Source organism: Paraburkholderia sp. BR14312 (assembly GCF_040948675.1).
GTDB lineage: Bacteria > Pseudomonadota > Gammaproteobacteria > Burkholderiales > Burkholderiaceae > Paraburkholderia > Paraburkholderia nodosa_A.
In genome coordinates this window covers 125,451-138,958 of the sequence record NZ_JBFPKI010000005.1, presented here as the reverse complement: position 1 = coordinate 138,958, position 13,508 = coordinate 125,451, and the positions used below count along the sequence as shown (strand labels likewise).

General features: G+C 62.7%; 13 protein-coding genes. All 13 read left to right on the top strand.

The features are described 5' to 3' along the window. Nucleotides 1–121 precede the first annotated feature (121 nt). The 13 genes from AB3X98_RS15555 (at nucleotide 122) to AB3X98_RS15495 (ending at nucleotide 13,484) form a co-directional block, all read left to right on the top strand. Nucleotides 122–1,480, top strand: a complete 1,359-nt coding sequence (locus tag AB3X98_RS15555; RefSeq protein WP_069268808.1) for an SRPBCC family protein — start codon at nucleotides 122–124, stop codon at nucleotides 1,478–1,480. Next, nucleotides 1,480–3,189 carry an FAD-binding protein gene (locus AB3X98_RS15550; protein WP_069268807.1) on the top strand — a complete coding sequence of 570 codons (1,710 nt, stop codon included), beginning with the start codon at nucleotides 1,480–1,482 and terminating at the stop codon, nucleotides 3,187–3,189. Before AB3X98_RS15555 ends, AB3X98_RS15550 begins: the two co-directional genes overlap by 1 nt. 16 nt (nucleotides 3,190–3,205) lie before the next feature. Next, nucleotides 3,206–4,192, top strand: coding sequence for a thiamine pyrophosphate-dependent dehydrogenase E1 component subunit alpha (locus AB3X98_RS15545; protein WP_368602290.1), 987 nt, complete (start codon nucleotides 3,206–3,208; stop codon nucleotides 4,190–4,192). Further along, the gene (locus tag AB3X98_RS15540) at nucleotides 4,189–5,181 is read left to right on the top strand and encodes an alpha-ketoacid dehydrogenase subunit beta (RefSeq protein WP_342947379.1); all 993 of its coding nucleotides are present in this window, start codon (nucleotides 4,189–4,191) and stop codon (nucleotides 5,179–5,181) included. Before AB3X98_RS15545 ends, AB3X98_RS15540 begins: the two co-directional genes overlap by 4 nt. Before the next feature lie 44 nt (nucleotides 5,182–5,225). Further along, entirely contained in the window at nucleotides 5,226–5,456 is a 231-nt protein-coding gene (locus tag AB3X98_RS15535; protein ID WP_069268804.1) for a biotin/lipoyl-containing protein, read from the top strand. A 50-nt stretch (nucleotides 5,457–5,506) separates the two neighbouring features. Further along, entirely contained in the window at nucleotides 5,507–6,328 is an 822-nt protein-coding gene (locus AB3X98_RS15530; protein WP_083245640.1) for a 2-oxo acid dehydrogenase subunit E2, read from the top strand. Between the two features lie 33 nt (nucleotides 6,329–6,361). Then, nucleotides 6,362–7,891, top strand: a complete 1,530-nt coding sequence (locus tag AB3X98_RS15525) for a class I adenylate-forming enzyme family protein (RefSeq protein WP_069268802.1) — start codon at nucleotides 6,362–6,364, stop codon at nucleotides 7,889–7,891. Nucleotides 7,892–7,928: 37 nt separating this feature from the next. Further along, nucleotides 7,929–8,822: a crotonase/enoyl-CoA hydratase family protein gene (locus tag AB3X98_RS15520; protein ID WP_368602291.1), complete on the top strand. Its 894-nt coding sequence runs from the start codon at nucleotides 7,929–7,931 to the stop codon at nucleotides 8,820–8,822. 31 nt (nucleotides 8,823–8,853) lie between these two features. Further along, on the top strand, nucleotides 8,854–9,633 hold the full coding sequence (locus AB3X98_RS15515) for an enoyl-CoA hydratase/isomerase family protein (RefSeq protein ID WP_368602292.1): 780 nt from the start codon (nucleotides 8,854–8,856) through the stop codon (nucleotides 9,631–9,633). A 77-nt stretch (nucleotides 9,634–9,710) separates the two neighbouring features. Beyond that, a complete protein-coding gene (locus tag AB3X98_RS15510) occupies nucleotides 9,711–10,913 on the top strand; it encodes an acyl-CoA dehydrogenase family protein (protein ID WP_069268800.1) in 1,203 nt (400 codons plus the stop codon). Between the two features lie 2 nt (nucleotides 10,914–10,915). Next, nucleotides 10,916–12,058, top strand: coding sequence for an acyl-CoA dehydrogenase family protein (locus AB3X98_RS15505; RefSeq protein ID WP_368602293.1), 1,143 nt, complete (start codon nucleotides 10,916–10,918; stop codon nucleotides 12,056–12,058). Nucleotides 12,059–12,075: 17 nt separating this feature from the next. Then, entirely contained in the window at nucleotides 12,076–12,909 is an 834-nt protein-coding gene (locus AB3X98_RS15500; protein ID WP_368602294.1) for an SDR family oxidoreductase, read from the top strand. Beyond that, nucleotides 12,906–13,484, top strand: a complete 579-nt coding sequence (locus AB3X98_RS15495) for a nuclear transport factor 2 family protein (protein ID WP_069268798.1) — start codon at nucleotides 12,906–12,908, stop codon at nucleotides 13,482–13,484. Before AB3X98_RS15500 ends, AB3X98_RS15495 begins: the two co-directional genes overlap by 4 nt. The last annotated feature ends 24 nt before the right edge of the window (nucleotides 13,485–13,508 follow it).

Below are 13,508 nucleotides of genomic sequence, written 5' to 3'. Positions count from 1 at the left end.
CGCCGTTCACGAAAATTGCACTAATAGTTGCATATTGGTTACCGACCGGGCTGCAAAACGAGCGGCCGCGACATAAAAAGCCGGAACCGGCGCCTACGCCGGCCACATCAAGGAGATATCCATGGGTAACAGAGGTCCCGATTCGGGTGCGCACACGGTCAGACTCGATTTCGTCCCGAAGGACAGTTACCTGTCGAAGCAGTTTCTCGAGCGGGAGAACGAGCGCCTGTGGCCGCGCGTGTGGCAGGTCGCCTGCCGCCTGGAGGAGATTCCCAACGTCGGCGACTACGTGACTTTCGATGTGGCGGGCGAGTCGATCATCGTCGTGCGCAAGTCGGCTGAAGAAATCAAGGCCTTTTTCAACGTCTGCCAGCATCGCGGGCGCCGCTTGACCAACGGTTGCGGCAAGGCCGCGAAGTTTCACTGCGCCTATCACGGCTGGCAGTGGAATCTGGACGGCAGCGTGGCGCGCGTGCTCGACCGGCAAGACTGGGAAGGCTGCCCGGAAATGGCCGATGGCGATCTGCGTCTCACCGACGTTCTGGTGGACACGTGGGGCGGTTTCGTTTTCATCAACATGGATCCGAACGCCGAACCGCTCGCAAGATTCCTCGATCCGGTGCCGGAGATCACGAACTGCTTCGAGTTCGAGAAGATGCGCTACCGCTGGTACAAGTCGATTCGCCTGCCGTGCAACTGGAAGGTCGCACTCGAAGCGTTCAACGAAGGCTATCACGTTGCAGCAACGCACCCGCAGTTGCTCGACGTTGCCGGCGACGACGTGACGCGCAGCTTCGCCTACGGCCGCCACGGCATGTTCGGGTACTCGACGGCCACGCGCATGATCGGCGCGCCGTCGCCGCGCACTGGCAAGCCCATGCCTGAGGATGTGCGGCAGGGTCTCGTGAACTTCTTCCGCGTCATGGAAGAAACGCTCAAGGCGATCAACACGGCTCGCGACTATGAAGCCGCGAAGCGTTTGATGCACGAAATGTCGCCGTCGGGCAACCAGTTCGAAGTCTTGGGGAAGGCGATGGAGTTCCAGCGCGAAGCGGCCATCGCAGAAGGTGCGGGCTGGCCCGAGATTACGTTCGAGCAGCTCGGTCGCGCGGGTGCGGACTGGCACGTGTTTCCGAATCTCGTGTTTCTCCCGTACCCCGATGGCGCGCTGTTCTATCGTGCGCGGCCGGACGGCGACAACCCCGATTCGTGCATCTACGACATCTGGTCGCTTCAGCGCTTCGCGCCGGGTGCGGAGCCGCCGTTGAAGCGTGAGTTCTATTACGGCGTGGACGACTGGAAAGAGAACGCGCAGGAAAACTTCGGCCTGATCCTGTGGCAGGACTTCCAGAACATGACCAACGTGCAGCAGGGCATGAAGTCGCGCGGGTTCAAGGGTTCGCGCACGAATCCGCTGCAGGAAACGTCGGTGTCGAACTTCCATCGCGCGCTGCGCGAATTCATCGCGCAGGAGGAGTGATGTCGGGGACCTGGGACGCTAGCTACGATTTCGTGGTGGTCGGCAGCGGTGGCGGTTCGATGTGCGCTGCGCTTGCCTGCAAGTCGGTGGGCAAGGATGCGCTCATCATCGAGAAGCTGCCGAAGGTCGGCGGCTCGACCGGTTATTCGGGCGGGGTGTGGTGGTTGCCTAACAATCACGTGATGAAGCGTCACGGCGTGAGCGATTCGTATGAACGCGCGCGCCAGTACTTCGACGCGGCGGTGACCTATCAAGGCCCGGGCACATCGGAGGCGCGGCGCGAGGCGTATCTGCGCACCGGACCGAAGATGGCCGAGTTCCTCGAACAGCAGGGTATGCAGTTCGTGTACGCGGACGGCTGGTCCGACTACTACGACACGCTGCCCGGTGGCGAGCCGCGTGGCCGTTCGCTGCTGGCAAAGCTGTTCGACGTGAAGGAGCTGGGCGAATGGGCGCCGCGTCTGTCGCGCTACAAGGGCCCTTCGATGCCGGCCAATTCGGACGAGTATCCGCAACTCTTTCTGATGAAGCGCACGTGGGGCGGCAAGCGCAAGGCGATGCAGCTTGGCGGCCGCATGCTGTATCAGAAGATCACGGGCAAAGAGCTGGTTGCCAACGGCGCGGCAATTCAGGGGCGCATGCTGCAGATGGCGTTGCGTGCGAACGTGCCGATCTGGACCGACACGCCAGTGCGCGAACTCATTGTCGAGGACGGGCGCGTGACCGGCATCGTTGCGGTCCGCAGCGGCCGCGAAATGCGCATCCAGGCTCGCGAAGGCGTGCTGCTCAACACCGGCGGCTTTTCGCACAACGCGGAAATGCGCCGCAAATACCAGCCGCAGCCTTCATCGGCGGCTTGGACGAACGCGAATCCGGGCGATACCGGCGAAATCCTGCAAGCCGCCATCGCGCTGGGCGGCGCCGTGGACTGCATGGAGGAGGCGTGGTGGGTCGTGACGTCGCTCGGCCCCAACGAAGAACTGCCCGAGGGCGCGCGCGCGCCGGACGGTTCACCGCTGCCGTTCATGCATCACCTCGACCTCTCGCTGCCGTTTTCCATCATGGTTGATCAGGATGGCGAACGCTTCTGCGACGAAGCGGGCGCCTACATGGAAATCGGCCAGCGCATGTACCAGCGCCACAAGGAGACCGGCAAGGCCGTGCCCGCGTGGGTCGTCATGGACAGCCGGCAGCGCAAGTATTACCCGTGGGGCACCGCCATGCCGGGGCAGATTCCTGAGAAGTGGCTCGACAGCGGCTACATGATCAAGGCCGATACGCTCGAAGAACTGGCCGCGAAATGCCATATCGACCGCGCTGGTCTGCTCAAAACGATCGAGCGCTTCAACGGCTTCTGCGAAACGGGCGTCGACGAAGACTACGGGCGTGGTTCGCGCGCATTCGATCGCTGTCATGGCGACCCGACTATCAAGCCGAACCCGAACCTCGGGCCGATCGAAGAGGGCCCGTTCTACGCCGTGCGCATGTACCCCGGCGACGTAGGTACGGCGGGCGGCCTCGTGACCGACGAATACGCTCGCGTGCTCAGGGATGACGGCACGCAGATTCCCGGCCTGTACGCCACCGGCAACTGCACGGCATCCGTGGTCGGCCGCTGCTATCCGGGCGCCGGCAGCAGTATCGGCGCGTCGTTCGTATTTGGTTATATCGCGGCGCTCCATGCAAGCGGCGCGCCAAAAATCTGGTGAGACAGGAGAGATACGAATGAACGCCTATCAGCCGCCCAGCAGTGAAGTCCTGGTCGACATTTACCGGCGCATGGCACTCATCAAGCAGAACGATGAGCGCTTTCGTGCCGTCATCAAGTCCGGCAAGCTGGTCATGCCGTACTACTCGCCGCGCGGCCAGGAGGTGATTCCCTCCGCGATGTCGGTGTGCCTCACCGACGACGACTACATCTGCACGATCTACCGTGGCGTTCACGACATGATCGCCAAGGGTGTGCCGCTCAAGGAATTGTGGGCCGAGCTCGGCGGCCGCGTGACCGGCACCTGCAAGGGCAAGGGCGGCCCGATGCACGTTACCCATCCCGCATCCGGCGTCATGGTGACGACGGGCATCGTGGGCAGTTCCATGCCCATTGCAAACGGCCTCGCGCTGGCCGCGCAGATTCGTGGCGAGCCGCGGGTGGCCGTGGCTTATTTCGGCGACGGCGCGTCGAATATCGGTGCTTTCCATGAGTCGCTGAATATGGCTTCCGTCTGGAAGTTGCCGGTGATCTTCGTGTGCCAGAACAACGGCTACGCCGAGCACACGAAATACGCTTACGGCACGTCTGTGGCGAATATCGCGCAGCGTGCCGTCGCGTATCAGATGCCCGGCGTCACGGTCAACGGCAACGATCCGATCGCGATGCACAGGGCGGCACACGAGGCGGTCGAACGCGCTCGCAACGGCGGCGGCCCGACCCTCATCGAAGCGAATACCTTCCGCTTTCAGGGGCACGTGTTCGGCGACCCGGACGCGTACATGGACAAGCACGAAAAGGCCGCCTGGGTGGCCAGGGATCCCGTGCCGCTCTTCCGGCAGTGGCTCATCGAAGCGAAGCACGCAACCGAAGAGCAACTGGCCGCGATGGAATCCGATCACGAGACGCAGATCGATGCTGCTGTCGAATTCACGTTGTCGAGCGAATATCCCGACGTTGCGGAGCTTCGCCGTGACATCTTCAAGGACGAGGTGATCGCATGAGCCAGGCACCCACGAACATCAACACTATCCAGGCCGTCAACTACGCGCTCGACGACGCAATGGCGGCCGACGCCAATGTGATCGTGCTGGGTGAAGACGTGGCCGATGGCCAGGAGGGCGGCATTGTCGGCGTAACGAAGGGACTGTCTTCGAAATACGGCACGTCGCGCGTGCGTTCGACGCCGATCTCGGAGCAGGCCATCATCGGCGCCGCGATCGGCGCGTCGATGGTCGGCATGCGTCCCGTTGCGGAAATCATGCTGATGAACTTCACGACGGTCGCGATGGACATGATCGTCAATCACGCCGCGAAGTTGCGCTTCATGTCGGGCGGACAGACCAACGTGCCGCTCGTCATTCGCACCATGACGGGCGCGGGGTTCGGCACGGGCGGACAGCATGCCGATTACCTGGAGGCATGGTTCGCGCACGTTGCGGGCATCAAGGTCGTCGCGCCTTCCAACCCGGCCGATGCCTATGGCCTGATGCTGTCCTGCATCCGCGACGACGACCCCTGCCTGTTCATCGAGAACATGCCGTCCTACTGGAATCCGGGCAATGCGCCGGAGCGCGGCGTGGCGATTGCGCTTGGCAAGGCAAACGTGGTGCGCGCAGGCACCGACGTGACGGTGATCAGCTACAGCCGCCGCATGCAAGAGGTCATGGTTGCCGCGGAGGCGCTCGCGAAAGATGGCATCGCGTGTGAAGTGATCGATTTGCGCACTGTCTCTCCGTTGGATACCGAAACGATATTGACTTCGGTTGCCAAAACGGGACGTGCCGTCGTCGTACACGAGGCGGTCAGGCCGTTCGGCGTGGGCGCGGAAATCGCTTCGCGCATTTACGAAGCCCTTTTCCGCGAACTCAAGGCGCCGGTGCAGCGCGTGGGCGCGCAATTCTGCCCTGTGCCGTTCTCCAAGCCGCTTGAGGACGCCTTCGTTCCGGGCGTGGCCGATATCGAAGCGGCGGTTCGCGCCACGTTGAAATAAGAGCGGCGCACCCCAAGGATTTTCATCATCAATAGAGCAATGTCATGACCACACAAGTTCTGCTTCCCAAACTGGGCTTTTCGATGAACGAAGGCACGCTGGCCGAATGGCTGGCCGAAGACGGCGCGACCGTCAACGAAGGCCAGATTCTCTACGCGCTGGAGAGCGACAAGTCGATTCAGGAAGTCGAGTCGCCGGCGTCGGGCAAGCTGCGCATCGTCGCACAGGTTGGCGAGGTGTATCCCGTCGGCACGCTGCTGGCGGAAATCGTCTGATCGGCTTCACGCCGTCAAGTACCCAAAGGTCGTTTGAAGAGGCATCCGCGATGAGTGTCGAATCCGTTGCTAACCGGTCGCAGGCCAATGCGAATGCCGGACCCGGCGAACCCGTAACGCCTGCATTGGGTGCCAATTTGCCGCCCTGGCCGCAGGTCGACTTCGCCGAATTCGGCGAGGTGGAGATCAAGCCGGTCTCGCGCATCCAGAAACTCACAGGCGCCTTCCTGTCGCGCAACTGGCTCACGATTCCGCATGTGACGCACCACGACGACGCGGATATCACATCGCTCGAAACCTGGCGCAAGGCGCGCAACGAGGCGAATGCGGCAGTGAAGCTCACACCGCTCGTGTTTCTCATCAAGGCGGTGGTGCGCGCTTTGCAGGAGTTTCCGCAATTCAACGCTTCGCTCGACGGGGATGGCAAGAACATCGTCCTCAAGAAGTATTTCCACATTGGGGTCGCGGTCGACACCCGCTTTGGACTGCTCGTGCCGGTGCTGCGTGATTGCGACAAGAAGAGCGTCGAGGAACTCGCAACCGAACTCGCGGCGATTTCCCTGAAGGCGCGCGAAAAGGGCCTTTCGATGGCGGAGATGTCTGGCGGTTGCTTTTCGATCAGCTCGCTCGGCGGCTTTGGGGGCACCGGCTTCACGCCTATCGTCAATGCGCCGGAGGTGGCGATTCTCGGCGTGACCAAAACACGGCTGGCGGCCGCACCCGCAGAAGACGGCGGTGGCGGAATTAGCTGGCGCAAGATGTTGCCCCTTTCGCTGAGCTACGACCATCGCGTCATCAACGGAGCCGATGCGGCGCGCTTCGCCGCATTCATCGGGACCGTGCTGGCCGATCCGCAGGCGCTCGCAGGCTAAAAGAACGAAGTGACAAACAACGACGGGACTGAAATGAGAACCCTTGGCGAGATGATTGAGCGAAACGCTCGCTTGCATGCCGACCACACGGCGCTCGTGTACGCTGAGCGCCGTTTGACGCACGCTCAGTTGGCCGAGCGCGCGCGCCGCTTCTCTGGGGCGCTCTATGAGCGCGGCCTGCGGCGTCAGGATCGGGTTGCGATCCTCGCGATGAATTGTGCGGAGTACTACGAGAGTTACCGCGCATGCGAGTGGGCAGGCTTCATTCTGGCAACCGTCAACTTCCGGCTGGCGCCAGCGGAGATTCTTTATATCCTCAAGGATGCGGCCCCCAAGGCGCTTGTCTTCGAGGCGCAGTACGCGGATGTCGTGGATGAGCTGCGTTCGCAATTGCCGGAAATCGAGCAGTACATCTGCATCGGCGACACGCCGCAGTGGGCCGTTTCATTCGAAGCGGTGATGGACGAGGGCCCGCTGGAAGGGCCGCCGATCCGATCGAATCCGGAAGACTACGCTTACCTGATGTACACCAGCGGCACCACGGGGCGTCCCAAGGGCGTCGTTCGCACGCACCACGCCATGTGCGTCACCGCGGAAAGTTGCGCGCTCGTCACGGAGTTTTCCGGCAACACGCGCGTGCTGCAAACCACGCCGGCGTTCCATGTCGGCGGCATTGGCTTCGTCAATTCTGTGGCCTGGATGGGCGGCACGACGGTCGTGCATCGCGGCTTCGAGCCGAAGCAGATGCTGGAAACGATCGCCGAGGAGCGTATCACCTTCACGTTCATGGTGGCAGCCATGCTTCAGGCAGTGCTCGACGTGCCGGAACTGTCGAGCTACGACGTATCGAGCATCGAGAACATCGTCACCGCGGCGGCACCCGTGCCTGCGCCGCTGCTTTCGCGTGGCATTCGGGTGCTCGGCCCCGTGTTTTCGGTCCAATACGGCATGACCGAGAGCAACGCATGCTGGTTGCCTTCTCACGAGGTCAAGCCGCACGGCTCGCCGGAACAGGTTCGGCGCCTCGCATCGGTCGGGCGCCCGTGTCCCGGCATCGAACTACGCATCGTCGACGACCACGGCAACGACTTGCCGCAAGGCCGGACGGGCGAGGTATGGCTGCGCTCGCAGACGCAATTGAGCGGCTACTGGAATAACAGCGTCGCGACGGTGGAAGCGCTGCGAGACGGCTGGTATCGATCCGGCGACATGGGCTATCAGGACAAGGACGGCTACATCTTCCTCGTCGACCGCAAGAAGGACATGATCATTTCGGGCGGGGAGAACATTTACAGCCGTGAAGTCGAGGACGCACTGGTGCAGCATCCCGCCGTCGTCGACGTGGCCGTGATCGGGGTTCCGCATGAGAAGTGGGGCGAATGCGTCAAGGCGATCGTCGTTCTGCGTCGGGGCGAACAAGCCAGCGAAGCCGAGCTGATCGAATTTTGTCGCGACCTGATCGCGAGCTACAAGTGCCCGAAAGCCATTGCGTTCGTCGACGAGCTACCGAGGTTGCCGACAGGCAAGATCAGCAAGGTGATTCTGCGCAAGCAGTTTGCGTAGTTGAACCGGCAATCGCTTCATTCAGAGAGAACCGATCATGGCAAAATGGCTAAAAAGTACGGAGTGCGTACAGTTCGAAGTCTCGGAGCGCGTTGCACGCATCACGCTGAATCGCCCGGACAAGCGCAATGCCATCAACAATCCGCTGTTGCATGAACTCAAGGCGGCGCTGCTCGAAGCCGACGATTTGAAGTCGGTCAACGTGATCGTGCTTTCGGGGGCGGGCCGTGACTTCTGCGCGGGATACGACCTCGTGACGACGTATACGGACCGGGCGGCGGAAGCCATCGATCCGGGTGAGTATCGTGGCACGATCCGCAGTTTCGACGACGACTGCTGGTCGATGGAGCGGCAGGCAGAGACGGTCAATCTGATGGCTGAGATCCACAAGCCGATCATCGCGCAGGTTCACGGCAACTGTCTTGCAGGCGGAACGGATCTCGCGCTTGCATGCGACATGGTGATCGCCGCCGACAACGCGAGAATCGGTTTTCCCGCCACGCGCGCCAACGGCTCCCCCCCCGCGCATATGTGGTTCTATCACGTCGGCCCTCAGTGGGCGAAACGTCTGCTGCTTTCCGGAGATTCGCTGTCAGGAAGAGACGCGGCGAAAATCGGCCTCGTCATGGACGCGGTGCCGGCGGAGCAACTCGAGGCGGAGGTGGGCGAACTGGCGCGCCGTCTGTCTTTCGTCGACGCCGATCTGCTGGCGGCCAACAAGCGCATCGTCAACATCGGCTTGGAACTGGCCGGTTCGCGCACGCTTCAGCGGCTCGCCGTGGAGAACGACTCGCGGGCTCACCAGAGCCAGGGACCGCGCCGCGCGCAGTTCAAGGCAGATATGGAAGCGGTTGGGCTGAAGGAAGCGCTCAAGCGCCGCGACGAGCCATTCGGCGACGGAATGATCCGCCTGCACGCTCGTGGCAGTTGACGAACCGAACTCGAACGAAGATCCGAACATCATGGACGTTGAACTCACATTGAACGGCGCGGTTGCGACGCTGTGCCTGAACCGCCCCGAGAAGCTCAATGCGCTGACGCCGGAAATGCTGCAACTGATTCTCGGCCACCTCGATCGCATCGAGCAGGACCCGGAGATTCGCGCGGTCATTCTCACCGGCGCAGGCCGCGCTTTCTGCGCGGGCGCCGATATCAAAGGCAGCGGCGCCGCGCCGCCGCAGATGAGCGTTGCCCATGCTCGTGCTTCGATGGCCGTCTATCAGAAGATCGCGCTCAGGCTGTACAACCTGAACAAGCCGATGGTCGCGGCTGTGCGGGGCGTTGCGGTGGGTATCGCGTGGAGCTTCGCGCTCTGCGCGGACCAGCTGGTCGTTTCCGACACAGCGCAGTTCATTCCCGCGTTCCTGATGCGCGCCACGCTGCCCGAAGGCGGCATGGTGCATCTGCTTGCGCGTCATTGCGGCGAGTTTCGCGCCAAGGAAATCATGTATCTGAATCGCCGGCTGACAGGCCAGGAAGCGCTCGATATGGGCCTTTCCAGCCACTTCGTCGAGGACGGCGAACTCGAAGCGGCAGCCGCGAAGCTGGCCGGCGAACTGGCGGCCGGCCCGACCTTTTCGCTTGGCCTGACGAAGCAATTGTTCCGGTTGAACGCCGCAAGCATGGAAGAGTTTCTGGCCCAGGAGCTGAATGCTGTAGCGCTCGCGGTGAATTCAGAAGACGCAGCGGAGGGCCGGCTGGCCGCGAGAGAAAAACGAGCGCCTGCCTTCCGTGGCCGCTAAATGGGGCTCCTCCACGAGCAGGGCGAGCCCGGCCGGTCTGATATACGGGTGCGTAAAGGATTCAGGAGTCGGGAAACATGAATTTCGCTTATAGCAAGGAAGACGAAGCGTTTCGCCAGGAAGTGATGCAGTTCTTCAAGGAGCATGCACCCGCCGATATTTCACGCCGGTGGCGCGTTGGCGTGCATCCGCCTGCGCGCGACGACATTCGCAAGTGGCAGGGCATTCTGTACGAGCGTGGCTGGGGCGCGCCCCATTTGCCGGTCGAGCATGGCGGCACCGACTGGAGCGGGTTTCGCAAGCATATCTTCATGGAAGAGCTGTACAACGCCGATGCCATGGACTACAGCTGGCAGTCCACGCATATGGTCGCGCCCGTCATCATCGCGTTCGGCTCGGCCTGGCAAAAGGAGCGCTTCCTGAAGCCGCTCCTGCGTGGCGACGAATTTTGGTGCCAGGGATTCTCGGAACCGAACGCGGGCTCCGACCTCGCCGGACTGAGAACCACGGCGGTACTCGATGGCGACGAGTACGTCATCAACGGCCAGAAGATCTGGACGAGCGACGCCACGATTGCCGACTGGGGATTCTTTCTCGTCAAGACCGATACGACGGTCAAGCCGCAGCGTGGCATCTCGTTCCTGCTCGTCAAGATGGACACGCCGGGCATTACCGTGCGTCCGATCGTGTCGATCGAAGGCGGCAGGGGACTGAACGAGGTGTTCCTCGAGAACGTCCGTGTGCCGAAGGCGCATCTCGTGGGTGAGGCGGGCATGGGTTGGACCTATGCGAAGTACCTGCTGGAGAAGGAGCGCACGACGAGCGCGTTCCTGTACTTCAACAAACGTGAGTTGCAACGCGCGAAGGACATCGCCGCTCAGGAGATGGTCGACGGCGTGCGGCTGATCGATACGCCCGGGTTCGCGCGCAAGGTTGCGGAGATCGAAACGGATCTCATGGCGCTCGAGTGGTCGGTGCTACGCATCCTCGCCGAAGAGAAGAGCGAGCGCAACCTCGACGCCGTGGTGTCCGCGCTGAAGATCAGCGGGTCGGAAATGCAGCAGCGCGTGACGCAACTCCAGATGGACGCGCTGGGTCCTCGCGTGATGCGCTTCGACGACCACAGCGTCGCGCACGCCGATCCCGCGGTCGACGAAAACTGGCCAGATTACGTGGGCGGCCGCACGTCGGGCTATCTCATCGCGCGCGCATCCACCATTTACGGCGGTGCGCGCGAAGTGCAGAAGAACATCATTGCGAAACTCGCATTCGGACTGTAGCCATGGACTTCAACTTCTCCGAAGAACAATTGATGCTGAAGGATGGCGCCGAGCGCTACGTCCATCAGGAGTACGGATTCGAGGCGCGCACGCACATCGCGGCGCAGCAGGAGGGCTTCAGCCGCGAGCATTGGCGCGCATACGCGGAGCTTGGCTGGCTTGGGCTGACCATGCCGGAAGATGTTGGCGGCCTGGGTTGTTCGTTTGTCGAAATGGCGATCCTGATGGAGGCGCTCGGCCGCGGCATGGCGCTCGAGCCGGTCGTGCAAACGGCACTGCTGTGCGCCACGATCATCGAGCGGGGCGACGCGCAGTCACAGCGCGAAACGCTGCTGCCCGCCGTCATCGAAGGCAAGCTGCTGCTTTCGCTCGCGGATAGTGAAGCGGGCAGCCGCTACAAGGTGGGTTGCCATGGGCGAACCCATGCTCGTAAAACCTCCTCGGGTTACCTGATCAGCGGTGCGAAGACGCTGGTGGTGGCCGGTGAGTCGGCAGACCAACTGCTCGTGACCGCGCGAGTGGAAACCGCATCGCAAGGCGTGGCCGTGTTTCTTGTCGACCGTCGTGCTGCGGGCGTCACGTGCCGGTCGTATCGCCTGCTCGACGGCTCCCGTGCGGCGGATCTCGACTTGCACGACGTCGAGGTCGGCGACGATGCGCTGATCGTCGGACCGGAGCGCGCGCTGGAGGTGCTCACGCAGGCAACGGAACTCGCCGCCCTGGCGAGCGTGGCCGAGAGCCTCGGCATGATGGAGGCGGTGATGGCCATCACTTCGGAGTACATCAAGGGGCGATCGCAGTTCGGCCAGCCCCTCGGCAAGTTCCAGGCATTGCAGCACCGCATGGCGGAGATGTTCGTCGCCACGCAGGAAGCGCGCTCGATGTTGTACTGCGGGATCGCGCACCTGGACCGTCCCGCGGCCGAACGCAGCCGGGCCATCTCGGCGGCCAAGGCCGTTGCCGCGCGTGCCAATCGCTTCGTTTGCGCGCAGGGTATCCAGTTGCACGGCGGCATGGGACTGACCGAGGAATATCCGATCGGCCATTACTTCCGCAAGATGGCGATGATGGAAAAGATGTTCGGCGATATCGACTTTCATCTCGACCGCGTTGCGGCAAGCAACCGCACACCGGTAACGGTGTGAGCCCGGAGGAGCAGATCGTGCAACGCGTGAAAGACAAGATTGCGATTGTGACCGGGGCGGCATCGGGTATCGGCGCCGCCTGTGCCGCGAGGCTCGCGCAGGAAGGCGCGTTGCTGGTGGTGGCGGATCTGAATCTCGAAGGCGCGCAGGAGCAGGTTCGCCGTATCAAGGAGTCGGGCGGCCAGGCGATTGCGGCGCGTGTCGATATCGGCGACGAAAGCTCGATCGCGGCGTTGTTCGATCTCACGCTCGAGACGTGGGGCGGCCTCGATATCCTGCACAACAACGCCGCGGCCACGTCGCTCTCCAGTACGGTCGATGCGGCGGTCGAGGCGGTCGACGTCGCGGTGTGGGACGACACGATGCGCATCAATCTTCGCGGCACGATGCTGGCTTCGCGGCGCGCGCTGCCGCTCATGCGCTCGCGCGGCGGCGGTTCGATCATCAATACCTCTTCGGGCTCGGCTCAGGCAGGTGCGCTCGGGTACAGCGCCTATGGCGTCTGCAAGGCAGGCATCGAGAATTTGACGCGCTACCTAGCCGCGCAGCACGGCAAGGAGGGCATACGGTGCAACGCGATTGCTCCCGGGCTGATCGTCACGCCGGTGACTGAGGCTTACTACGTGGGCGAACTCGGGGAAATGATGCTGAGCCACCATCTCACGCCTCGCCTTGGGCAGCCCGAAGACATTGCGCACGCGGTCGTGTATCTCGCTTCGGACGAAGCCGCGTTCGTCACGGGCCAGGTAATCAACGTTGACGGTGGACTGCTTTCGCACCAGCCGTACTATGCCGATGAAATCCGCGCACGCTCGGCCAACGCGGCCATCGCGGCCAAGGGGGCGGCATGACGACGGACCTCAGCCTTCTTGCGCGTGTCGAACGCATCGAGGCGCAGCTCGCCATTCAGCAGTTGCCGGTGCGATACGCGCTCGCGGTCGATTCGCGCGATCTGGACAGCCTCGTGCAACTGTTCGCCGAGGACGTCGATTGCGGCCGCTGGGGCGTGGGGCGCGCTGCGCTGAAAACGTTCTACGGGTCCGAACATATCCTGCGCGGGTTTTATCGCAGTATCCACCAGATTTGCGGCCACGCAGTGGATTTCATCGACGCCGACCATGCGACGGGTAGCGTATATTGCCGCGCGGAGCACGAGGACAACGGCTCGTGGGTGGTGATGGCGATCTGTTACTTCGATCACTATGTGCGGCGCGACGGGCAGTGGTATTTCGAGCGGCGCGAAGAGCAGCACTGGTATTCGACGGACTGGCTCGCACGTCCCGGCGCGCCGCGCTTCCAGAACTGGCCCGGCAAATATGAGGGTGACCGGTACCAGCCGCGTCTTCCTCAGGGCTTTCCGACGTGGGCGGCGTTCTGGAGCAGGAGCGAACAACACGCCATCGACGCATTGACGAAGGCGCCGTAAGCGCGGTTGCGCTTTTGGCGCTAG